The 24,508-nt window shown below is 47.0% G+C and carries 18 protein-coding genes and 1 riboswitch; of the genes, 4 read left to right on the forward strand and 14 right to left on the reverse strand.

Going from position 1 to position 24,508, the window contains the following annotated elements:
- Window positions 1–11 precede the first annotated feature (11 nt).
- The 12 genes from K0H60_RS07210 to K0H60_RS07265 form a co-directional block, all read right to left on the reverse strand.
- The gene (locus K0H60_RS07210; protein WP_011716461.1) at window positions 12–2,387 is read right to left on the reverse strand and encodes a YjbH domain-containing protein; all 2,376 of its coding nucleotides are present in this window, start codon (window positions 2,385–2,387) and stop codon (window positions 12–14) included.
- Window positions 2,387–3,175, reverse strand: a complete 789-nt coding sequence (locus tag K0H60_RS07215) for a capsule biosynthesis GfcC family protein (protein WP_011716462.1) — start codon at window positions 3,173–3,175, stop codon at window positions 2,387–2,389. The genes K0H60_RS07210 and K0H60_RS07215 overlap by 1 nt, the downstream gene beginning before the upstream one ends.
- 10 nt (window positions 3,176–3,185) lie before the next feature.
- A complete protein-coding gene (locus K0H60_RS07220) occupies window positions 3,186–3,896 on the reverse strand; it encodes a YjbF family lipoprotein (RefSeq protein ID WP_011716463.1) in 711 nt (236 codons plus the stop codon).
- 151 nt (window positions 3,897–4,047) lie between these two features.
- Window positions 4,048–4,296: a hypothetical protein gene (locus K0H60_RS07225; RefSeq protein ID WP_011716464.1), complete on the reverse strand. Its 249-nt coding sequence runs from the start codon at window positions 4,294–4,296 to the stop codon at window positions 4,048–4,050.
- A 271-nt stretch (window positions 4,297–4,567) separates the two neighbouring features.
- Window positions 4,568–5,692, reverse strand: a complete 1,125-nt coding sequence (locus tag K0H60_RS07230; protein WP_011716465.1) for a patatin-like phospholipase family protein — start codon at window positions 5,690–5,692, stop codon at window positions 4,568–4,570.
- 263 nt (window positions 5,693–5,955) lie between these two features.
- On the reverse strand, window positions 5,956–7,668 hold the full coding sequence (locus K0H60_RS07235; RefSeq protein ID WP_220057712.1) for a proline--tRNA ligase: 1,713 nt from the start codon (window positions 7,666–7,668) through the stop codon (window positions 5,956–5,958).
- 169 nt (window positions 7,669–7,837) lie between these two features.
- Complete coding sequence (locus K0H60_RS07240; RefSeq protein ID WP_220057713.1) at window positions 7,838–8,467, reverse strand: acyltransferase; 630 nt, start codon at window positions 8,465–8,467, stop codon at window positions 7,838–7,840.
- The gene (tsaA, locus tag K0H60_RS07245) at window positions 8,468–9,202 is read right to left on the reverse strand and encodes a tRNA (N6-threonylcarbamoyladenosine(37)-N6)-methyltransferase TrmO (RefSeq protein ID WP_220057714.1); all 735 of its coding nucleotides are present in this window, start codon (window positions 9,200–9,202) and stop codon (window positions 8,468–8,470) included.
- A gap of 94 nt (window positions 9,203–9,296) precedes the next feature.
- Window positions 9,297–9,677 (reverse strand): Rcs stress response system protein RcsF, encoded by a 381-nt coding sequence (rcsF, locus tag K0H60_RS07250; RefSeq protein WP_011622132.1) that lies wholly within the window; start codon window positions 9,675–9,677, stop codon window positions 9,297–9,299.
- Window positions 9,678–9,754: 77 nt separating this feature from the next.
- Window positions 9,755–11,044, reverse strand: a complete 1,290-nt coding sequence (locus K0H60_RS07255; RefSeq protein WP_220057715.1) for an amidohydrolase family protein — start codon at window positions 11,042–11,044, stop codon at window positions 9,755–9,757.
- A complete protein-coding gene (locus tag K0H60_RS07260; RefSeq protein ID WP_220057716.1) occupies window positions 11,044–14,115 on the reverse strand; it encodes an amidohydrolase family protein in 3,072 nt (1,023 codons plus the stop codon). The genes K0H60_RS07255 and K0H60_RS07260 overlap by 1 nt, the downstream gene beginning before the upstream one ends.
- Before the next feature lie 199 nt (window positions 14,116–14,314).
- Window positions 14,315–14,707, reverse strand: a complete 393-nt coding sequence (locus K0H60_RS07265; RefSeq protein WP_220057717.1) for an H-NS histone family protein — start codon at window positions 14,705–14,707, stop codon at window positions 14,315–14,317.
- A 310-nt stretch (window positions 14,708–15,017) separates the two neighbouring features.
- Between K0H60_RS07265 and K0H60_RS07270 the strand changes: the two genes are divergently transcribed.
- The 3 genes from K0H60_RS07270 to K0H60_RS07280 all read left to right on the forward strand — a co-directional run bounded on the left by K0H60_RS07270 (window position 15,018) and on the right by K0H60_RS07280 (window position 18,634).
- A complete protein-coding gene (locus K0H60_RS07270) occupies window positions 15,018–15,767 on the forward strand; it encodes an electron transfer flavoprotein subunit beta/FixA family protein (protein ID WP_011716473.1) in 750 nt (249 codons plus the stop codon).
- The gene (locus K0H60_RS07275) at window positions 15,768–16,694 is read left to right on the forward strand and encodes an electron transfer flavoprotein subunit alpha/FixB family protein (protein ID WP_220057718.1); all 927 of its coding nucleotides are present in this window, start codon (window positions 15,768–15,770) and stop codon (window positions 16,692–16,694) included. It abuts the gene before it with no gap.
- Window positions 16,695–16,789: 95 nt separating this feature from the next.
- Window positions 16,790–16,986: riboswitch (Lysine riboswitch) on the forward strand.
- A gap of 79 nt (window positions 16,987–17,065) precedes the next feature.
- Window positions 17,066–18,634 carry a Na+/H+ antiporter NhaC family protein gene (locus K0H60_RS07280; protein ID WP_220057719.1) on the forward strand — a complete coding sequence of 523 codons (1,569 nt, stop codon included), beginning with the start codon at window positions 17,066–17,068 and terminating at the stop codon, window positions 18,632–18,634.
- Between the two features lie 115 nt (window positions 18,635–18,749).
- Here the strand turns inward: K0H60_RS07280 and K0H60_RS07285 are convergent, their stop codons facing one another.
- Together K0H60_RS07285 and K0H60_RS07290 are read right to left on the reverse strand one after the other, a co-directional pair.
- A complete protein-coding gene (locus K0H60_RS07285; protein ID WP_220057720.1) occupies window positions 18,750–20,900 on the reverse strand; it encodes a M3 family metallopeptidase in 2,151 nt (716 codons plus the stop codon).
- Between the two features lie 170 nt (window positions 20,901–21,070).
- Entirely contained in the window at window positions 21,071–23,161 is a 2,091-nt protein-coding gene (locus K0H60_RS07290; RefSeq protein WP_220057721.1) for a multiheme c-type cytochrome, read from the reverse strand.
- A gap of 540 nt (window positions 23,162–23,701) precedes the next feature.
- On the opposite strand from K0H60_RS07290, the gene K0H60_RS07295 reads away from it, so the two are divergent.
- The gene (locus K0H60_RS07295) at window positions 23,702–24,280 is read left to right on the forward strand and encodes a thymidine kinase (RefSeq protein ID WP_126512879.1); all 579 of its coding nucleotides are present in this window, start codon (window positions 23,702–23,704) and stop codon (window positions 24,278–24,280) included.
- Window positions 24,281–24,508 lie beyond the last annotated feature (228 nt).

Consider the following 24,508-nt stretch of genomic DNA (forward strand, 5'->3'; position numbering starts at 1 on the left):
TTTTGTTTGCGTTATTTGACAGACTCACTTGTGATGCTTGCGCGTGTGAACCAAGGATCTCTAGCATCCATTACATCATATAGACTGTACTTGCGCCCTAATGTTTGACCACCATCGCGTGTCAGTGGCATCCAACTGATTGTCGCCCGGCTATGGGTTGATTTAATGGTCATCAAGTCAAATGGAATCGACACGTAGAAGCCTTTAGTAAAACTGCCCTCACCATACTCCTCTGATGAAAGATTAGTCTTAGTGGCGAAAGCGCCAACAATCACCCCACTATCGAATTGTTTTGAGAAATCAACTGTTACTCCTTTATCCTCGGCCAAATACTGGCCGGCACTGATTCTCAGTAAAGTATTGGGGAACCAGTCAGGTTGATAATAGATTGATGCGTGTCCTGTTACCGTACCCGTTTGCACTCGATAGGGGCGGTTAGTGAGTGAGTCAAATTGATGCTCATCTTCAAAGAAGCCTAGCATGCTGTCTGGATCGCGCTGCTTAACATAATTCACATCAACCCCAAAAGCCCATTGGCTGTTAAGTGGTCGATAGAGAACCTCTGTGCCCACACCACCATACATCATTTCTAAATAGCCGCCGTAGGCTTGGAAAGAAATGTTATCGGTTAAATTATCCATCCAGGTTAGTTGCAGGTTATTCACTCGTACAGGATTATCATGAATATATTGACGAACCAGGGTGCGAACACGTTTTAAGTCAGTGCCATCGGGTGGAACTTCGTATAAAAACTTATCAAAGTTATCGTAGAGGTTAAGATAAAGAGAGCTTGAAAACTCAAAGTTATCGGTAAATCGGTAACTTGCACTGCCAGTCATTCCAATACTAAACATATAAAACCCTTCGGAACCGCCGAAGGATTGGGACATGGTAGGCGAAACATCAAAACTAAGCTTATCTAGCCAATCTTTATCAGTATTATTGACTAGTTGTCCCTGAGGTAAGCTTGGAATACTCACAACACTAGCATCAGTGACTTTGGCATTGAGATAGCCATAACTTGCGACTTTGGCAAACTTCTGAGCATCAATACGGGTTTCCGTTATTGGTTGGCTATAACGAGTCTCAATTAGTCGATACTCTTTAATAAAGTTGGCATCAGTATTGTTGGCTAGAATGGTGGCAGCTCTTTTATGCGCTTCATTTCTATCGCGGAATTTTGTCTGTTCACCTACAACGGTAATACTGTCATTATCAAGGTAAATTTTGGCGTTTGCGTAACCAGCAATAGTTTGTAAATCCTGAGCAATTTTATTCCAATCCACCAGGGGATTCGCAGCAGTCTGACTGGATGCATTTACAAGCTCTAGATTTGCTACTTCATCATTTTGCACTTCTGATTTATGCGTTGAAGTTTCTGTACTCACAGTCGCTTGTTCGGCTCTTAGTGTGTTTACTTGAGCAGAGGATTCTGTTTGCGTAAGGGTTAATGGCGCGGCAGGAAGTGGCTTATATTTAGCTGCCTTTGGATCTCGTTTAATCTGTGACAAGGTATTAAAATTGGTCTGCAGACTAAAGCCAAGTGTCCAAGTATTGCCACGCTCATAACTTAAATGTAGATCGCCCCAGTCTCCAAAACGATAGAGCATTCCATAGTTAAACTTGCTGTCCTGAGGCATATCTATACCACCACGAACAACGGGAAAGTCTGATTGATAGTCGTTACCATCGTATTCGACTTTCAAACGTAAAGGTTCCCAAGGAGTCTGATATTCAACGCCACCAAAGAGGGATGCGCAGCCCTTAAACCAACGCTGGTAATCAACAGTGCCACCTTTACCCCCATAAGAAGTATCTCTATCACAGTTGTAATTAAGATCTTTTTTATCGGAAGTGAGATTACCGCTATTGCCGATATAGCCCCAACCTATACCTAGAGTAAAATCGAGTGGACCGACGCGCTTTGTCGCAGCAACAAATTCACCATCAAATAAACCAGTGCCACCAAAGTCCCTCACCCCAATAGAGGTTTCAGGCAGCCAGTTACTTTCTTCGAGTAGACGAACTTTAAAGTCTATGCCTTTATCCGTGTATTTAGTATTACCACTAAAGTTGGGGTCGCTACTGTAAAGCAGGTCTTGTACTAGGGTGTAGCGTATTGTTGTTTCAAACCAAGGGAAGAGCTGCACTGAAGCGCTAAAATGCTGATAGTCATCGTTGTAAGTCGTGGCAAAGTTAAATTCACCTTCAGGCGTCATTCGGCCTGTTGGCATTTGCATTAAACCTACACCACCAAAGTCAGACTGTGAAGGCAACGATGTTGGGTAAGAAAATTCATCGGCGCTAACGTGTAATAATGGTAGCAGTGCTAAAGATAGCGCTGATAAACGCCCGAAAGAGGGAAAAGTGGGAGTCGAGTTTTTCATTACAGAGCCCGATTTTTGAGTAATTCAATGATGTTGTTGTTTAATGTGGAATAGTCATCAAAAAGGCCTGAAAACTCAACGAAGAGTGTGGCGCCTGGAGCTATATCCTGGGCCTGATGATTCCAATAGGCAATGGGTTGTCGAATAGCGTTACCATCGGGTTGGATAATCCAAACAAAGCTATTTTCAGCATTTTCCAATAAACCAGCCTGTTGAAGATATTCTCTGCTACTTGTTTGAGATTGCCACGCTTGCTCACCAGTTTGTGATACTGCACCAACCACTGTCACTGTGCTTGGGCGTGGAGGCAACACTAATAAAAATTGACCATCAATTATGGGATTGTAGGCATCGGTAATACGAATTAAATCGAGATCTAATGGCTGATTAACTCTTTGTCCAAGTTTTATATTACGCAGAAATTGTGCAAACTTGGAGAGCTTAGCAATATACTGACTATTGTTGTCTGCCTGCTGGCCCATATTGGCTAATTTTTGTAACACTTGCTGACGAGTCGTTTCCAGTGCCGCTGTATTGTGAATGTCCAGTAGAGCTGCACCTAACCAGTAAATCGGTATTTCTTCGCTTTTAGCACTCTGATTATAAAGGGGGAGTTGTGCTAAACCATCTTGTACAGCTTGGCCAACTCGGATTGTCGTGGGATAGGTTATTTGTACCAGCGGCTCTTTAGTCGAAGAAATACTGACATAAAGTTGGATATTTGCTTGGGCTGTTGATAAAGACAAGGTACTGAGCAGTAAAGCCACAGGTGTTATATAGGATCTCATTATGGCTCCACTATGCCGCAAAAGGCTTTAGTAATGTGATGTCAATAAATGGCAGATTAGGTGCAATCTTTTGACGACTCTTAAGGACGTTACCATTTTGTGGATCTAGCCAAAAATCATTTTGGTATTGGATATTGAGGGTATCCACAGAGACATATTCACTAAAATGTAGGGCTTGCGTAGGAAAGCCATTGATTAGAATATTCTCTTCGGCAATCAATTTAAATTCTGACTTTGCTTTGTAGCCATAATGATAACCGGGTTGCCAGTCCAGTGTACGAGTCCAGAATTTGGGTGTATTGCTTAAGTGCAAACCTAGTAGCAAAGGGTCCGGGTCATCACTTTCAACCGCACTTAAATTACCAGTGAGTAGATTGTGGGTTTTGACTAAGCGGCCGTTTACCGTAACTAACATACCTTTATCCGCAGATAACCATTTAAGCTCTAGTGCTTCAGGTACCTTTTTTACTGCAGATAGACTAGTTTTAGGTTCAGCAAAAGCTAGCACCACAAATGCCTGAGGTGTATCTTCAATTTTTACATAGATGCTGGCATAGGGATTTGCAGATATTTGCTCAGGGGGGAGAACAACATCCTCACTTCCTAAAAAGGCGAGTTTGGCGGTTTCGTTCAGAGCATTAATTCGTTGGCTACAGCCCGAGAGCCCTGCAATTATTGCCGAAATGGCAAAAAAGGGGAGGAGTTTTTTATATACACGCATCCGAGTTGCTTATTCTCAATAATGATAGATAACCAATGTAAATATATGGCGAGATGATTTCAAGTTTTCACTATTTTGATTAGGAAATTTAAATACCCTAAAAAAAACAACCGCCAGAAGGCGGTTATTAGCGATATGCACTAACTAATGATTAGTTAGATGACACTGATGTAGAGTTGCTGTTAGATGTTGTGACAGGGTTGCCATCTGAACCATTTGCAGCAACTAACGCTCCTGTTACAACTGCCCCTGCTGCGATACTACCCGCAACAATAGTACCAGTAGCGCCGCCACTCGTAGTACCACCAGTAGTCGTTCCACCAGTCGTTGGGTTAGCATTAGCAGCAACTGAACCTAACATTGAAATAGCAGCAATAAGTGCTAATGAAGTTTTTTTCATCGTGATTCCCTTTTAGAAAAAATTAACCTAATTTTTAGCTAATCTAGTACAGCATGATAGGCGATTCAACTTAAATGATCAATGTTAAATCTGTTTCGCTATTCAAACTTTAGACTGATTTGCTGCCGATTCGCCTTCAAATAATCCTTAATTTAGAATGGGTTTGCCACATTCACGGGATAACTCTTAGGCTACTCCTATTTTATACCACGCAGAAGGTGGTGCTTCAAATCGATTTATTTGGCCGTTTGTAACAAGTCTTAAGCCATCCTCATGTCAGATTAAAAAATGCTTTTATTTCGTCCATTTGAGCCATACCGTCTTTATAGCCTAATTCGATCAAGGCGCTGGTGTAGGACTTTTCAAACAAAAGATAGGACACAATACTCGAGTCTGACTGCCTGTCGATACCGATAAAGCCCAGTAAGGTTTTAATCGCCCAAGGCATATCATCATAGAAACGGGCGGCGATTTTACTTAAGTCTTCACTGGGTTTTATCACTAGGGTCTGTATGGGATGTAATGACAGTTGAGTACGGCTCTCTTCGGGAATAAGCGACAGCGTGTGATTAATCCGCTCTAGGCGCTCAAGATCGCTATTTAAGGTATCGGAAAAGATAGTATCCAGCAGATGACCAGCAATGGTCGCTGTCTTCGGGTGATATTCTAGCTCCATAGGAAAATGCTTATGGGGACTGTCTAGGTTGATTACTAATAGCTTATTGGCGCCTAAATGAATTGGGCTTGAGAGCGGCGCGAGTTGGTGGACTGAGCCATCACCATAATAAGCTTGATTGAGTTTAATCGACGGAAACACCATAGGGATCGCCGAGCTTGCCAAAAGATGTTCGGTATTTAACATCCGTCTCTCACCGCTGCGCCTAGCGCGAGTCCAGTTTTCAATATCCCTGGCCGCTTGAAAAAACGTCACCGAGCGCGAGTTGTTATAGCACGAGGTATCGACACTGAGCGCCGTCAATGCACCGTTGCGGATATTGCGATCGATTCTCTTAAAATCGATAAGTTCATTCAGTAAATGCCGTAAAGGCTCGTTATCGAGTAGGCTACCCGCGTCGGTATTCACCTTATCATCTTGCAGGCCCTTGAGCGCCATCTTGGCTAAATGACTTAACACGCCTGGGATGGAGGCGCGATATACCTTTCTCGTTTCAAAATGGCGCCAAACCCACTCTAGTTTTTTGACGCCTAAGTGAAAGCAGGAGGCGTGGGTGGCGATGGAGGTGCCATTAATGGCGCCCGCAGAGGTGCCACAAATGATTTTAAAGGGCACGCCATGGTTGCGGGGATACAATTGGACCAGTGCTTTTAACACTCCCACTTGATAGGCGGCCCGAGCGCCACCGCCTCCGAGAACTAATGCTGTTGATGTTGGCAATCTTATGACTCAACGACTTGTTATTATGATTTTATTAAAGCAATGCCTTATCTAAAAAAGCAAGTCTGAGCAGTTATCTTAATGACATATCTTTAGTTTCTGATGAGGAGAGTAGGGAGCGTTTGTGACTCAGTTTGCCATCGAATGACGTGAAATAAAAAACGCACTTAAGTTTAACCTAAGTGCGTTTCTGTATTGAGCGGCCAATGGCTAACCATTAATTCACACTGGCTGAATGTGCATTCAGTGCTTGAAGACAGTGCTTAAGCTTGCAGATTCTTTAAGAAATCGACGATTTGGTCGAATGGAACGTCTTGCTTCTCACCGGTGCGGCGGTTTTTGTATTCAAAAACGCCGGCGTCGATATTGCGATCGCCAATCACCACTGTATGTGGAATACCAATCAGTTCCATATCAGCGAACATCACGCCTGGACGCTCTTTACGGTCATCCAACAGGACATCGATACCCGCAGCACTTAAGTCTTTGTATAACTGCTCGGCGATATCGGTCACGCGGTGCGACTTGTGCATATTCATTGGCAGAATGCCCACACTGAATGGCGCAATGGCTTCTGGCCATACAATGCCGCGGTCATCGAAGTTTTGCTCAATGGCTGCCGCCACGATACGGCTCACGCCCACACCGTAACAACCCATCAGCAGCACTTGTGATTTACCGTTCTCATCGAGAACAGTCGCATTCATCGATTTAGAATAGTTAGTACCGAGTTGGAAGATATGACCCACTTCGATACCACGCGCCATAGCGTAAGTACCTAAACCATCGGGTGTGGGCTCGCCTTCAACAACGTTACGGATATCGGCAGCTTGTGCCAGTGGCAGATCGCGCTCCCAGTTGATGCCAAAGTAGTGTTTGTCATCAAGGTTTGCGCCAGCGGCGAAGTCGCTCATTACGCTAACGCTATGGTCGATGATGATAGGCATATTCAGGCCGACAGGGCCTAATGAGCCTGGGCCTGCGCCAATGGCGTCACGGATCAGGGCTTCTGGAGCAAATTCTAATGGCGATGCCACTAAATCTAACTTGTCTGCCTTGATTTCGTTCAGCTCGTGGTCGCCACGTACAATCAGCGCTACCAGCGGTGCTTCTTCCGTCGCCCCCTTAACAATCAAGGTTTTCACTGTCTTAGTGATATCCAAACCGAATTGCTCAACTAACTCGGCAATGGTTTTCGAATTTGGGGTATCGACTAAACGTAACTCTTCAGTCGCCGCGCCACGCGCTTCGGTTGGCATTGGCGATTCGGCTTTCTCGATGTTAGCGGCATAGTCGCTACCAGTAGAGTAGGCGATTAAGTCTTCACCGCTTTGCGCCAATACGTGGAACTCGTGTGACATGCTGCCACCGATAGAACCTGTGTCCGCTAAAACAGGGCGGAAGGCTAAGCCCATGCGCGACAGAATGTTGCTATAGGCTTGATACATGGCCTCATAGGTTTCATTCATGGTATCTACGTCCAGATGGAAAGAATACGCATCTTTCATCAGGAATTCGCGCGAACGCATCACCCCAAAGCGTGGGCGGACTTCGTCACGGAATTTGGTTTGGATTTGGTAAAGGTTCAGCGGTAATTGCTTATAAGAGCTGACTTCTTTACGGATTAAGTCTGTGATCACTTCTTCATGGGTCGGCCCCAAAACGAAGTCACGGTTATGGCGGTCTTTAAAACGCAGCAGCTCAGGACCAAATTTGTCCCAGCGACCCGTTTCTACCCATAAATCAGCCGGTTGCACCATAGGCATTAGGATTTCAATCGCGCCCGCTTTGTTCATTTCTTCACGAACAATGGCTTCGACTTTACGCAATACACGCAGGCCCGTGGGCAGATAGCTGTATAGACCTGAAGCGTTACGGCGGATCATACCCGCACGTAGCATTAATTGATGGCTGATGACTTCTGCATTCGCAGGTGTTTCTTTTTGAGTAGAAAGTAGGTATTTGCTAACGCGCATTACCGATGTCCAAATTTGAGTTGAATGGGCGCCATTTTATCACCTGCTTCGATGATGTCACCTATGGATTGAGGTTAAATTCAATCAGCTGCAGACAAATGGCCGTTTTCATTTACAAAGTGTGCCGCATCGCCACAGAGGGCGATGCATACAGATAAAGCTAAGTGAGTTATTTATCCCGCCGATCGCCAATCACCCGAGCAGGATTACCCGCGACGATGGCCCATGCGGGAACATCTTTAGTGACAATACAGCCCATGCCGATCACTGCATGGTCGCCAATGGTGACACCATCGACTATCCCTGCCTGTGCGCCAATCCACACATCTTTACCTATCACGACTCCTTTAGAATGGGAGGCTTGTTGATAAATGGGCGTATCGGGCGCCATACCATGATTAAACGCATAAATAGTGACATGGTTAGCAATGCGGGTTTGGGAGCCTATTTGAATGCCCACACGGCCACCATCGAAGGAGCAGCCGTGATTGATAGCGACTTCATGACCGAGCGTGATAGGACCATGCAAAAAGCATTCTGCCGCAATCATGCAGCGATTACCGATTGTGATATCGCGATTCGGCTCGGCAAATAACTGCGCCTCGGGCGCAATAAAACAGTTTTCGCCAATGGTCACAGTTTCGAGGGCGCAAAGGTTGGCTTGCACTTCATCCTGCCAGGGCTTAGCCCAGACTAAGTGTTTTTCTTTGAGTGAAAAATACAGCCAGGGCATCCAAGACAGACGCTTTTTATGTTGGCTTTGATAATCAGGCAAGGCCGTTGTGATTGGCATCTGCATTTAGCCACATTTCCCCGGTTTGAGTTCTAAAACCTGAATGTATTCCCGTTCATCCTCATCGACCGCCATCCGCCAAAAGATGTCTAAATCATACAAAGCCACTTGATATAACTTGGGGTCATCCTTGGCTTTTTTATAGGCGGGGCGAGGGTCTTGCCCCAGCACGCCGTGGATGAGTACGGCTAGATCAGTATAGGCGTCCTGCTTGCTGTAAGTGTCAATCTGGGTTGCGGCGAGTTCGGAAAACATCACGCTGATAAGTTTTGGTGCTTCTTGCGCGATACCGCCGACGGCACCTTCAATCGAATCCGAGAACGGAATATAGGGCTTAATATCGATAATAGGCGTGCCATCGACAAGATCCATGCCCGAAATCTCTAGGCACACTTTGCCTTTACGTTGCACCACCCCGTGGAGTTTGACCACGGATTGGCCTATGCCATTCGGACGAAAGGTCGAGCGAGTTGCGAATACGCCGAGTTTTTCATTACCGCCTAAACGGGGCGGGCGTACGGTCGTTTTCCACCCTTGGGCGAGATTCTCATGGAAACAAAACAACAACCAAAGGTGGGAATATTGTTCGATACCGCGCACGGCATCGAGATGATTGACATGGGGCTCCAGCTCAACATAACCGCGCGCCTCCACCAAACCGGGCTGCCGTGGAATGCCAAATTTTTGTTTATAGGGAGTGCGGCAAGTGGCGACAGCGGTAATTTGGTTGGTAAATGTCATGCAAAAAATACCTAAAGCAAGGGCAACAACCCAAACTCAGATGGCCTAGGTTGTTAAGTACATCAATATTGGCGTGCAGTATACACACTTTAAACTAGTCGGCAGAGGCCATTTTGATGGCTTGGCCAACGCAGAGGGCGCGGCTGACGCAGCCTTGGGCTGCTTCTTCCATCATTACGCATTGTTTGATGATGATGCCATTGGCGCCTTTATCGGCCGCCGCGCGGCGGGCTTCGGTTCTTGCTTCACTTAAGGACGCGGGCACTGCATTCACATCGGCTTGGCAAGATTCGCCCTGTACCAAACCTTTTAATTCGTAATGGCCTTTAGGCAAACTATCGCCCTCAAACAGGGTGACATCTCCTGCCTTGAAGTAGTCATTAATCGCCTCGCCGTCCAAATTGCTGTTAAAACTGTAATCGCTGGCACAGGCGCTAAGCAGTAGCACTAATGCACTTGAGAGGATGATTTTCATGGTTTGACCTGAGAGTAAGGGTAAATAGGCGCAGTCCAACGGACTGCGCGTTATCGAGCGATTTATCTGAGCAAATTCTAGCGCTTAAGATACTTTTGATAAAGCTGCTGGTGGCGATTATTCAGATCTATTTGCCGTCCTTCAATCCAGATCGCATTAATTTTGTTGCTCATAGGGTCGAGGATATCCCCGTCACTCAGCACAACACTGCCCTGATAACCGACGGCGATGGCCCCTAAATCGGCGATACCCAGCAGTTTTGCGACATCTAAGGTCACCGATTTTAATGCTTGCTCGGGCGTGACGCCGTAAGCGGCACTGTAGCCCGCGGCATAGGGAAGGTTACGACTGTTCCAATCCGATGAAAAACCAAGGGCATAGGGAATGCCTGCACTTGCCAGCAACGAAGGGATTTTAAATGGCAAATCCACGGGTTCATCTTTACGTTTGGGCAGACTCAGAGTGTGCGGATAAATCACACTGGCGTTCACTTCCCTCAAGCTTGACGCTAGTCGCCATGCATCATAGCCACCGACAATCACCAATTTAAATTGATATTTTTTCGTCAGGGCAATGACTTGCTCAATTTGGCTGACGCTGTCCGCATGGGCAAATAGCGTGGCCTTGCCTTGGTATAGGGGCAACATGGCCAGCCAACGTAAATTGGTTGTCTTGGCCGAATCCTTTGCTTTATGACTTAAAAAGTAGCGATAGCCATCCTCAAAGGCTGTGGTCAGTGTCGCTATGGCCTGCTGATTTTTCTCTATGGCCTTGGCTTTTTCCTTTTCATCTTCTGGCATGCGCTTGATTTGCGGCCAGTAAACATGGAATTGGCCTTCGCTTGGTTGCAGGGCGTCCTCAATCGTCCAAGCATCGAGGTCGACGACCACAGATTGGCCCGCGAGTCCGTCGCCACTGGGGACGATTTGGGCGTGAGTGATGCCATTGTAGCGAATGGTCGGCAATAGCTCGGAATCTGGGTTGTAAGCCGTTGCCGCGCTGATTTGCGGATTAAAATCACCGACTTCTGCATTATCGACGGTTGGGCGCACCATCTCGATTTCCACTAAACCAAGACTGGTATCGAGTGCGATAAGGCCGGGGTATAAGTGTTTACCTGTGGCATCGATGACCTGCGCTTGGCCATCAGCGCTGTTGACGCTTAGCTGTGGCCCGATGGCGCTGATTTTACCTTGCTCTATCAACACATCGGTATTGGTTAATGTCCCTTGGCTGACGGTATGTACAGTAGCATTTTTAATCAACACGCTCTGGGTTTGTTTGGCCGCAGGGACGAGATTATGCGCCTGCGCTGACAGCGTGATAGCCAGTGTCGACAGCAGCAAGGTTGTAGGAAAGTGCTTCATTATTTTGCTCCCTGATGATGTTGGCCCCAAGCTTGATAATGGGTATCGCAGTGCCATTGTGGCTCGTTAAGCGGTGTGACTTTCTCACCCGCCTTGGCGTTATCATCACTACTGAGAATTTTTTGGATAAGGGCGGCACGCTCTGCGACGACCTGCTGCTGGGCAAGCTGGTCTTGGTCGCGATCGAAATAGCGTTTACCTTCGACCCAAGCCTGGGTCACTTTGGCGTAAATCGACAGTGGCTCGGCGTTCCACAGCACGATATCGGCCATCTTGCCTGGGGTGAGTGAGCCAACATACTCATCGACCCTGAGTTGTTTCGCTGGGTTGATGGTCACCATATTCCAAGCATCTTCTTTAGACATATCGCAATACATCATTGACTTGGCCGCTTCTTGGTTGAGTCTGCGCTGCATTTCGTAGTCGTCAGAGTTGATGCTGGTGAGCACGCCCTGTTTCTGCATCAGGCAGGCGTTTTGCGGGATCGCATCATAGACTTCGAATTTATAGGCCCACCAATCGGCAAAGGTTGAGGCGCCTGCGCCATGGGCGGCTAGCTCACTGGCCACCTTGTAACCTTCGAGTACGTGGGTAAAGGTTTGCACTTTAAAGTGATAGGCTTCGGCTAATCGCAGGAACATTAAGATTTCTGACTGCACGTAGGAGTGAATATGCACATCACGCTGCTGCTTTAACACTTCGGCGACCGCCTGTAGGCGATAGCTTGGGCGCGGCGCAATGGTTTTCTTCTTGCTGCTGCGTAAGTCATCATAGTCCTTCAGCGCTTTCTCATAGGCGATTGCGGCATCGAAGGTTTCTTCAAATAAGGCTTTTACCCCCATGCGTGTTTGTGGGAAGCGCTGAACAAACTTTTCACCCCAGTTACTCTGTTTGACGTTTTCGCCAAGGGCGAATTTGATACTGGCAGGGGCGTTAGCAAATTTAAGCTGCTCGGCACTTTCACCCCATTTCATCTTGATTAACTGGGATTGACCACCAATTGGGTTAGCGCTGCCATGGAGCAATTGTGCGCTGGTGACGCCGCCCGCGAGTGCACGGTAGATGGAGATATCTTCGGGATTGATCACATCGCCAATCCGCACTTCAGAGGTGACCGCATCTGTACCTTCATTAGTGCCACCATTGATCGCAATATGGGAATGCTCATCGACGATACCCGCAGTTAAGTGCTTACCCGTTGCATCGAGAACTTGGTAACCCGAAGGCGTGCTGAGCTGCTGACCGATTTTTTCAATTCGGCCATTGGCCATTAACAGATCCGCATGTTCCAAAATGCCCTGTTTATCTGAGGTCCACAGGGTGGCATTTTTAATATGGAGTTTTTCGGCTTTTGGCGCTTCGCTCAAACCATAGGCGACGTTAGGGTAGGTGAGTTGACTCACTAAGGTTGGTGCGGCATCGGTTTTAGGCGTACCTTCTTGTTCCGTCTTTGGACTCGAAGCGATAGCAATGCCCGCCACATTAATGCTGCGACTTTGGGCGTCCACCATGCGGCCTTGAATACCATCTTTAGCGAGCCAGAGGGTAAAACGGCTGATGCCATGAATGCCTGCATCGCTTAAATCGGCGTTAAAGCTCACACGGCCGTCGTTTTCAAGCTTAAGATTGGTGAGTGGAATACTCTTCTCGCCACTGCTTAGCTGACCTTGGAAGGCGGTTTTGCCTGCTTTGACTGTTTCTTCAAGGCTCAAATCTAAGGTGAGATTATTCAGCGTGAGCTGATAGTCACCCAAGAGTTTGGCCTGTGGGAGTGAGCGAATGGACTGCTCTTCGCCCTGCAGCCAGACGCTATAAATCTGACCATCCTTAAAGATATTGCCCTTAGTTATCACAAAGTCGGCCATATAGCCGGGGGCTAGTTTGCCAGCGAAGTCGGCCGTCCCCGCCATCTCTGCGGCTTGAGTCGTCAGCGCGGCGAGGGCATTGTCTTCACTCAGTCCCTGGGCGATGGCTTGACGTAGGCGAGGCCAAAACGCCTCGGTCTTAATGCCAAATTGAGTAAAGGCAAAGGGGATGCCCGCATTCGCCACTGCAGCAGGGTTTGTGGGTGCACGCTCCCATTGTCTGAGTTCTGCAAGGGAAACTTCGCGGTCGGCATCATCGGTGCCCACATCGGGTGCCTGCGGATAATTTAGCGGTAGGATCAAAGGATAATTCAGGGCCTTTAATTCATTGATGCGCGCATATTCTTGGCCACTTGCGAGTAGGTTGGCGGGCTGCTGGTGTTCTTTGAGCAAGTTAGCGGCGCGCAGCAAATCGTTGAGATTTTTTGTTTCAAAGACGATTTGTTTCTCGGCTAAGTTATCTAAGCGTTCGAAGGCGATATTAAATTCAATTTGAGCATTTGCTGAACTATTAACCGATTTGTGCTTATTTTGGTTATACCAGTTAGCATCGGCAAAGGTTTGTCTGATAAGTGCAATACTGCCCATCAGAGAATTGGGGTAGTCCTGTTCAGACGTGCCTTTATCGAAGGCCATAAAAGGTTGGCTGCGAGCACGATAAATCACCTCGTTGGCGGTTTTATCGGCTAATGAAAGGCTAACACCCGTACCGCGGAAAATACCGTCGAGTTTACTGCTTTGTACGCTGGTAAAGCCGTTATTGATCCAATCACGTGCGCGTTCTTTATTTGGGTAAACGTAATTAAACCATTCTTTTTCAGCGTGAATTGCGCCATTTTCCGCATTACCGCCGATACGCTTAATATCATATACCGGACGAGTCAGCCCCAATTTGGGATATTCAAACTCGATACCATAATCGGTAAAGGGATCGATAAAACCGGGATAGATAGTATAACCACTGAGATCAACTTTTAATGCCGCTGCTGGGATATCCCCTTTTTCAATAATGGCTTTGATCCGATTGTTTTCAACTAATAATGTGGCATTTTTGAGTCGCTTCCCTGGCGCCATGATTAATTCAGCATTGGTGAAGGCCGTTAACTTATTGACGGGGGAGATGGGATTGGCCTCGGCAAAAATGTTGTGGGATACAAAACTACTTATAATGCCGCAGCTTATTATTATCTTATTGTTTATCTGCATTTTTTATTCACTTAGACGGAGGGGGAATAAAGAGTAACCTAAAGCAGATGTAAATACTAAAGCTGAATTGTAACGCAATTTAAGCATTTGCTTGAATGCAATGGGGGTGGCATTCAGGCATAAAAAAGCTCGCAGGGCGCGAGCTTTTTTATGTTACTCAGTGCTAATAGCAAACGGCTATTACCAGCACGGTATTGGATTAGATTAAGAAATCATCCATAGAACGGCCTTTATTGACTTCGTTCTTAAATACCGTTGGCATACGACCTTGACCAGTCCACTGGATCACTTCGCCGTTTACTTCGATTTGGTATTTTGCTGGACGTGGAGCGCGTTTTTTACCTGCAGCTTTAACTGCAACGCCACCTAAGTCGTCGATTGATAAACCAACTGCTTCCATTTGTTGGCGGATTTCTTCGATTTTAGCATTACGTGCAGCAATAGCTTGCTGCTCTTCTGCTGCCATTGACTCACGCTCAACTAAAATTTTATCTAGCTTAGCCGCTAAATCACGCAGTTCTTCAACGCTAAGATCTTTTACTGCAGCTTTAAAACGACGACCGTGAGTTAATATCTCTAAAAATTCGCTCATATCTATTTTCGTCCCACTCTATTTTTATTACAGGATAATGGTGAACAACAGCTAAATGATAGAAAGTAATATAGCTCGAATCAAATAAAATTATGCAATAAACAGAAATTAAATATTATTTAATTTTTGAACTTTTTAAATATCGCAGATAAGTGTTCAAAAATGTGGCCAATACCACAGTCTTAAAAAATGCAAACAGGCGTTTGAGTTTAGTTGACGTTAACGTTAACAGGACGTAAAGTGGCTCTATCCTGCATTGGTGATGACCAATGTTTTGTCCATGTACATGAAAGTGTAGGAAGGAAACCCTATGAAAGTATTGGTGCCTGTTAAGCGCGTAGTTGATGCCAATGTGAAGGTCAGGGTAAAAGCTGACAACACCAGCGTTGATACCGCAAACCTCAAAATGGCGTTGAACCCTTTTTGTGAAATTGCAGTAGAAGAAGCGGTTCGTTTAAAAGAAGCGGGCAGTGCTACTGAAGTAGTGGTCGTCAGTATCGGCAATAAAGCCGTTCAAGAACAATTGCGTACCGCGTTAGCATTAGGTGCTGACCGTGCGATTCACATTGATACTGAAGAAGAGTTAACCCCAGTATCAATTGCCAAATTACTCAAAGCCGTACAAGAAAAAGAACAAGCGCAATTAGTGCTGTTTGGTAAGCAATCTATCGATGGCGATAATAACCAAACTGGCCAAATGTTTGCGGCATTAACGGATATGCCACAAGCCACTTTTGCTTCTGAAATCAAAGTCGAAGGTCATTCAGTGCAAGTGGCTCGCGAGATAGATGGCGGGATGCAAACCTTAAGTCTGCCGCTGCCAGCTGTGGTGACTGCCGATTTACGTTTGAACGAACCTCGTTACGCTTCATTGCCTAACATCATGAAAGCTAAACGTAAGCCATTAGATGTGCTCACTGTTGCGGATTTAGGTGTGACGCTAAAAGCCCATCAAACTGTGGTGAAGGTGACGCCACCTGCCGAACGTAAGGCGGGCATCATGGTTGCGTCGGTAGCTGAGCTGGTTGAAAAGTTAAAGAATGAAGCGAAGGTGATCTAAATGGCCATTTTAGTATTAGCAGAACACGATAATGCGGCACTGAAACTGGATACCGCAAAGGTTGTCACCGCCGCGCGTGCAATTGGTGACGATGTACATGTATTAGTGGTGGGTCACCAATGTGGCGCCGTGGCACAAGCCGCGCAAGCCCTACAAGGTGTCGCTCAAGTATTCGTCGCCGATAACAGTGCCTATGAAGCCCATTTAGCTGAAAACGTGGCTAAATTGCTGGTGGACTTAGCACCAAACTACAGCCATATCCTCGCTGCAGCATCGAGCGCTGGCAAAGATACGCTACCGCGTGTGGCGGCCTTGTTAGACGTTGCGCAAATTTCGGAAGTGATTGGCGTGGTGAGCAGTGATACTTTTGTTCGCCCGATTTACGCAGGTAACGCTTTAGCAACAGTACAAAGCCATGACGCGATTAAAGTAATGACAGTCCGTGCCAGTGCCTTCGATGCAGCGGCGCAGGGCAACAGTGCGGCCGTGACCACCTTAGATAAAGTATTTGAAGCCAAAACCCAGTTTGTATCTCAATCATTGACCGTTTCAGCACGTCCAGAGTTAGGTAATGCGGGCATTATCGTTTCTGGTGGCCGTGGTATGGGCAGCGGTGAAAACTTCGGTATGTTAGAGCAATTGGCGGACAAACTCGGTGCCGCGGTTGGGGCTTCTCGCGCCGCGGTTGACGCAGGTTTTGTGCCTAACGATCTGCAAGTGGGTCAAACCGGTAAGATTGTGGCGCCAAATCTCTACATCGCCGTGGGGATTTCGGGTGCGATTCAGCATTTAGCCGGGATGAAAGACGCTAAGGTGATTGTGGCAATCAACAAAGATCCTGAAGCGCCAATCTTCCAAGTGGCCGATTATGGCCTCGAAGCCGACCTGTTCGACGCCGTTCCAGAGTTGATTTCAACTCTAGGTTGATTTTATCCGTGATCTAAGTCAAAGTAAGCGGCTTTGCGGTGGCAACTGCTTAGCCGCTTATGTTTTTATGTGCCTCACGCCCGTGCATGGGCGTTCTTAGAAGTAGAGGCGCACCAAATATCAGTAGTGATCAGTAGGGTGATTCCGTTGATCGTTCACGAAAGGATTTGGTGCCGAAGTGGTTTGATTTATCACGATCAACTGCTGGGGTTGTGCCGAATAGGTACAACACTGCCATAGTATTTTCTGATACGGATATTAGGAATAGTTACTATGGAGCGCTACTGATAGGACAGGTGATCTTGGGTATCTATTGCCTTTTCCCACCAGTTCAGTCGCCCTCCATTCGTATTTTGACGAAGAAATAATCAATGACTGTAGTAAGTTACGCCGATTCGGCACTTTCTCTGCTGCCGCCTGTGGTCGCAATTGTGTTGGCGATTTTCACTCGCCGCGTTCTCCTTTCCCTCGGTTTAGGTATTGTGATTGGGGTGTTATTACTCAATCAATTTTCACCTGTGGCCAGCGGTGAGTTTTTATTTAACAGTGTAAAAGGACTTTTTTGGTCAGAAGATGGCGTAAATTCTTGGAATTTATACATTCTTGGCTTTTTAATTGTATTAGGGATGATCACGGCATTAATTACCGTCAGTGGTAGTGCTAGGGCATTTGCCGATTGGGCGCGCCTGCATATTCGCAATAAACGCGATGCCAAATTACTGACCATGTTTTTAGGCTGTGTTGTCTTTATTGACGATTATTTCAATAGCTTAGTCGTGGGTTCTGTCGCCAGACCCGTTACCGACCGTTATTATATTTCCCGCGCTAAGTTAGCCTATTTATTAGATTCAACGGCGGCGCCGGTTTGCGTTATTTCGCCGGTATCCAGTTGGGGTGCTTATATTATCGCGCTGATCGGCGGCATATTAACCGCCCACGGTTTTGCTGACTCTGGTCATTTGAGTGTGTTTATTCAAATGATCCCTATGAATTTCTACGCTATTTTCTCTTTATTATTATTACTTTGTGTTGCGTTTATGGGCTTAGATATTGGCCCTATGCGTGATCATGAATTAAATGCACAGCGCGGTAATTTATATGATGAGAATAAAGGATTACCACCTGGGGCGAATGCCGATTTACCCGAAGCCGAAACGGGTAAAATTCTCGGTTTATTCTTACCTATTACCGTGCTGGTATTTGCGACCCTGTATTTTATGATCGACAGCGGTGCTCAGGTATTAGCGAAAGAAGGCATTGAATTTAATATTATTTCTGCTTTTGAAAAAACCGATGTGAGTTCATCACTGTTCTTTGGTGCGCTGATTGGTTTAGCGGTTGCGCTGGTGCTTAACTTAGTGCAAGGCGTTGAAAAGTCGATGGTCGTTAAAGGCGTGGTGCAGGGTGCTCGCTCTATGCTGCCTGCGATTTATATCCTGTTATTTGCTTGGACCATAGCGGGCGTGATTGGCCAGCTTGAAACCGGTAAGTTTATGGCAAGCCTCGCCACAGGGAACATTCCCTTTGCCTTCTTGCCTGCGTTGATGTTTGTGTTAGCGGGTCTTACGGCGTTTTCTACCGGCACCAGTTGGGGCACGTTCGGCATTATGCTGCCGATTGCCGCCGATATGGCGATGGGCAGCCATACAGCCATGATGTTACCAATGCTGGCTTCAGTTTTGGCGGGCGCGGTATTTGGTGATCACTGCTCACCTATTTCGGATACCACGATTTTGTCGTCAACTGGCGCGAGCTGTCACCATATCGACCATGTTGTGACTCAGCTGCCTTACGCTGTGATTGTGGCGCTGATCAGCATGGTGGGCTATGTAGTGCTTGGCTTTACGGAATCGGTGAATGCGGGACTACTCACCTGTGGCGTGCTGTTTGTCTTGAGCATTGTGTGGTTGCGATTCAAATCCCAAAGTAACGCGAAATAAGCTTAATTTAAGTGAGCGGTTTATTCGCGTGTCTTCTCTGTGAATTTACCGAGCAGTAGAAACAAATCAGCCAGCAATTATGCTGGCTGATTTTTTATTGTTCACTCATCCCCAATTACAGGGCGGTGTTGAGTCCACGGCGGTTCAATAACCCTTCGGTGGTAGGCTCTTGACCACGGAAGTTCTTGTAGGCCTCCATTGGCGCAATACTGTTGCCCACTTCGCGAATCGTCTTGCGGTATTTCATACCGATTTCACGGTTTAATCCACCTTGCGTTTGCACGTAAGCGTAGGCATCGGCCGCTAAAATCTCACTCCACATATAAGCGTAGTAACTCGCTGAGTAACCACCCGGGAAGGCGTGGGCAAAGTAAGTTGATTTATAACGTGGTGGCACGGCAGTGATATTTAAGCCGTGTTTTTTCAGCGCATTGGCTTCGAATGTTGCCACATCTTGCAGTGGAGCATCTGGGCTTAATGAGTGCCATTCCATGTCGACAAGCGCCGCAGCCATATACTCTAAGGTATCGAAGCCTTGGTTAAAGCTGCCGGATTTCAGCAGTTTTTGCAGCAAATCATCGGGAATTGGCTTACCAGTTTCGAAGTGTTTGGCGTAGTTGGCTAACACTTTAGGATGGGCTGCCCAGTCTTCTTCGAAGGTTGATGGGAATTCCACAAAGTCACGGGAGACCGAGGTGCCCGCCAAGCTTGGATAAGTCACCTTAGAGAACATACCGTGGGTACCGTGGCCCATTTCGTGGAACATAGTGGTGACTTCGTTGTAGCTGACGAAGGTCGGTTGTCCTTCTGGCGCCTTCTTAATGTTCATCACGTTAACCACGACAGGCTTAGTGCCTTCGAGGAAGGATTGACCCACGAACGAGCTCATCCATGCGCCGCCGCGTTTGCCTTCACGGGCAAAGTAGTCGGCATAGAAAATCGCCATACTTGAACCATCGGCATCAAACATTTCGTAGGCTTTCACATCCGGGTGGTATACGGGTAAATCTGGGCGCGGCTTTAAGGTGACGCCATAGAGTTCTTTGAGGGTGTAGAACACGCCGTCTTCGAGTACGCGGTTAAATTCGAAATAAGGGCGAATGCTATTTGCATCGAGGGCGTATTTCTCTTGGCGAACCTTCTCTGCATAGAATTCCCAGTCCCATGGCGCAAGTTCAAACTTGCCGCCAGTCTTGTCGATCATCGCTTGGATATCGGCCGCTTCTTTCTCGGTATTGGCTACGACTGCTGGCACCATAGAACCAAACATGCTGTATACCGCTTCAGGCGTTTTTGCCATTTGTGGCGCGAGGCGGTAGCTGGCCCAGTTTTCATAACCTAAGAGGGCTGCGCGCTCGGCACGTAATTGCGCTAAGCGAGACACTAAAGATGCCGTTTCGTTTTCACCCGTTAAGCCACGGTTTGCCGAGGCTTCCCAAATGCGTTGGCGCAGTTCACGGTTCTCTAGAGAGGCGAGCACAGGCTGGCGAGTGGTGTTGGTGATGTTGATTAAGTACTTACCTTCGTGGCCCGCGGCCTTGGCATCGTTGGCTGCCGAGGTGATTTCGCTGTCAGTCAGGCCTGCCAGTTGCTCTCTGTTATCGACAACGATGGCGATTTCTTTGGTTAAGCGCAGTAAACGTTGTGAGAACTCGTTGGTCAGCGTCGATTGCTCTTCGTTCAGAGCGCGGATCTTCACTTTCTGCTCATCGGTCAGCTTAGCGCCGGCCATGATAAACCGTTGATGATACACCTCAACCAAACGAACGGCTTCAGGCGTTAAGCCTAAGTTATTGCGGTCGTTATAAATGGCTTCAATACGGGCGAATAGCGCTGGATTGAGGTTGATGTTATCCGAGTGAGCCGCCATTTTGGGCGCCATTTCGCCTTGGATTTTACGCAGTGCTGGATTGCTGTTTGAACCTGCTAGGTTGTAAAACACGCTCGATGCGCGAGTCAGCAGGGCACCGCTTTTTTCCATGGCGACAATAGTGTTGTCGAAGGTCGGGGCGGCAGGATTGTTAGCAATGGCCAAAATCTCTTGGTAATGCTCTTTAATGCCTTGCTCTAATGCGGGCTGAAAATGCTCGTCTTTAATCACGTTGAAATCAGGCGCTTGGTATTGCAGTGTGCTGGCTTGGAACAGAGGATTTTGGGTTTGAACTGCGGTCACATTTGCGGCTTTGGTATCTTGAGAGCTACAACCTGCCAGTGCTCCTGTCATCAGTGTGGCGCCAATGGCGATGGCAATAAAACTTTTACGCATAGTTGAGTGATTTCCTTAGAATTGTAGTTTTTTGTGACTCTAACGTTACTAACTTAAATGGGACTGAAAACCTATGGGGTGAAGTTGTAAGTAAAAGTAAACAAAAAAGCGCCCTACAATCGTAGGGCGCTTGGACTATTTCCTTGCAGGGAAAATAGCGGGACGACTAACTACTTACGGGTAAAGTTATGGTACTTGTCGATACCAGAGCTGCTACCTGTGTTGTGGCACACGGCACAAGATTCACCTGTTGGTTGTTTGAACCAGTCGCCAGTGGCTGGGACGCTGATCTCGCCACCATTGCTTGCCATGTGGGCTTTGACTGCATCGCCAGTATGGCAGGCATAACAGTTTGCCGTGACAGGGCTGGTCATCTTGTTACCAGGCTCAAGGATGTATTGATTTGGCACTTTGTTTAAATCAATCGCGGTTTCGTGACAGGCAACACAGCTGGTGACTGGGTTGATGGCGCCTGCACCGTTCGCGGTCTTGGCTTGAGTGCCATCGGCCTTCATCTCACCAACATTCGCACCATTACCCCAGTGCCAGCTGTGGATCATAGGACCAAAACCTGCACCCAGTGTGGCCGATGTCCGCGCCATGCCGTTATCATGGCAGGCAATACAACCGTTACCGCCTTGATCGAATGCACCGTTCTTATGGAAGGCGGTAGCATCGTTATGGCAAGTCGTACAGCTGTTATCGCTGATCACTGTGCGACGTTCAAAACCAGATACTTTCTCAGCACTTACTGGATTTACCACATCTGAGTAGGCGGTGAAGGAAACACCCATTGAACCGTCATAACCGTTGGCTCTGAGGTTGCCATTGCTTTGATAGCGTTGGTTACCGTCGTACTCCATCCAGCCAGCAGTGCTGAAGGTGACCCGTGCAGAGTAGGCATAGTTAGCGTTTACTGCGCTGATATCTGTGAGCAAGTGACAGATATTCTTAGTGCCATCGGCATTGTAACCATAGTAATAGTTAGTACGGTTACCTGGACGACCCACTAAGGTGTTGTTGTCATAAGCATGTAGATAAGCACCAGCGTAGACAATCGGCTTCTTGGCATCAAATACCAGAGGATCTGAGTAGTTGAAGTTGTCTTTAATGCTAAAGATATTACCGTCAGTATCTTTCACTGTAATGGTGGTACACCAGCCAGGTTCGGCTTTTGCAACGCTTGAGCCATCGGGCGCATAGTGATCCGTTAAGGTTGAAATATCATCCACTTTAACTGGCGTTGATAGGGCAACTTGGTACTTAGCACGGATAGCTTGACGCTCGGTAATACCTTCTTTGCCTTCATGCATTGGACGCACATCGGCACCGTTACTTGGCACGATCGCGCCTGGTACGCCGCCAGTGTTATGACAGTCGATACAACCAGGGCCTGAAACACTGATATTGGTCGGTGCTTCAACGTGGCAAGAAGTACAGTTCATCACACTGAAATCCTTAGTGAATTTCTGGTGATTAATGTGGCCAATCTTAGACAGGGTATTGGTAGCATAACCGCCGATTGAGAAACCTTCGGCATTTTTCGCGCCGCGGCTCACTGAGCCGTGACAGGCTAAACAGCCTTCAACGAAGGTGACTTCGCTGTCCATGCCGGTGGCGACATAGCTGGCGTGGCGACGTGGGCTCGTGGAGTAATCCACGTGGCAGGCGTAGCAGCTGTCGGTGGTGGTTGAATGTGTGCCTTCTGGCTTATTCACCACCATGGGGGCTGAGCGTGCAATACCGCTTTCGCTGTTACCGCCGACTCTGAGCCATACAATGCCCTCAGTGCCTGCATTGACGCCTTTCATCGGTGCTTTAAAGCTGTAGTGACCATCGCCTAATGACTTGATCTCTGCGCCTTCAGTGGCTTGAGTCGCTGCGCCACCAATGTGCACATTGTCGGCGACATTGTTGATATCGGCTTCATCGCGGTTATTGATAAAGCCTTTGTCTGTTAATGCTGCGACTTTGGCTTCAGCATTTAACAGTCCATTGACTAAATTGCCATTTTCGTCGGTGACTTCAAATTCATAGGTGATACTGCCTTCGGCAAAACTGTAGCCCAGAACTTTAACATTGGTCACTGTTGAACTTGTGACTGGTGGTGGAGTCCATGGGTCTCCTGGTTTACCGGGTTGGCCAGGATCGCCTGGTTGGCCTGGTGCGCCGTCTTTACCGTCACTGCCACAACCTACGAGTGCACCCGTTAGGGCTAATGCGACTAGGTATGCCAGTTTCTTTGATGTGAATATTCTCATCATAATCTCCATTTAATCCAATACGCGTATAAAGGCACGGATTGCAGCACTAAAGTTTGCAGGGGAGATTAGTGCTTTGAGCCGCTGATTTAATTTGCAAGCGTTCGAATAGCTTTTATTTTTTTATTGAGCATTTCTGTCTCGAGCGAAATATTACTGTTATCGATATGTTTGTTTTTTGAGCCAAACCGCATTTAGTCCTATTACTTTGGAGGTAGATCTCATTTTTAAACTTTTGTTAATGTGTTTTTTCTTATGTAAAACAATATTTAAGGTTAAATTAAGCTTATTGTAACAATTGCCATTTTGCCCATGGGTCTCCAGTCGTCTTTTACGGTTTGGACGGAAATACGAACAATCAATCGAAGCGTCGAAGGGGAGGGATAGTGGTAAAAATGCGCATTCGTGAAATCGAGTGTGGATTTCAGTAGAAAAGCTGAGACAGGCCTAGTGTGTTAGGGGGCGACGCAATGGTAAACTAGGCGCCATAAGCTCTGGCAACAGAGAAACGATAAATTCAGTTTAAAAAAGGGATTCGTTTTGGCGCAATTGTACTTTTACTATTCAGCAATGAACGCGGGTAAATCCACCTCTCTCCTACAGTCTTCCTATAACTACCGCGAACGCGGCATGAATACCTTAGTGATGACCGCCTCCATCGATGACAGATATGGTAAAGGTAAAGTGGCTTCACGCATTGGGATTGAAACTGAAGCCCAGGTATTTAGTAGCCAAGACAATCTGATAGAGATGATCACCACTGCCCATCAACAAAATCACTTAAGTTGTGTATTGGTGGATGAATGCCAATTCTTAAGCAAAGAGCAAGTTAAACAACTTACTTATGTTGTTGATAAAATTGATATCCCCGTTTTGTGCTATGGTTTACGTACCGACTTCCAAGGCGAACTCTTTAGCGGCAGTCATTATTTATTGGCCTGGGCCGATAAATTAGTTGAACTGAAAACCATTTGTCACTGTGGCCGTAAAGCCAATATGGTGGTGCGCCTCGATGGCGAAGGCAAAGTGATGCGTGAAGGTGAGCAGGTGGCAATTGGCGGTAATGAAAGTTACGAATCGGTTTGCCGTAAGCATTTTCGTGAATTTATTTGGGATTGATTGAAGCTTTAAGTGTGGCTAGCAGCTCGTAAAATGTAGATAAGTATTTTTGCGCTAACCACTTTGAGGCATGCTGCCAACTCATTAAAATACGGTGAGATCTAACGAGAGACGCAATGATCCTGTGTTGTTAGATCTTGCTCAATGAAGGCAAAGGAATGTATTTGCAGACTCATGCACAGTGGACGAACTTAAGTGTGAGTTTTGCCCTGATACTGGATGTGTTGA

The sequence above is a fragment of the Shewanella mangrovisoli genome, from assembly GCF_019457635.1.
Taxonomy (GTDB): Bacteria; Pseudomonadota; Gammaproteobacteria; order Enterobacterales; family Shewanellaceae; genus Shewanella; species Shewanella mangrovisoli.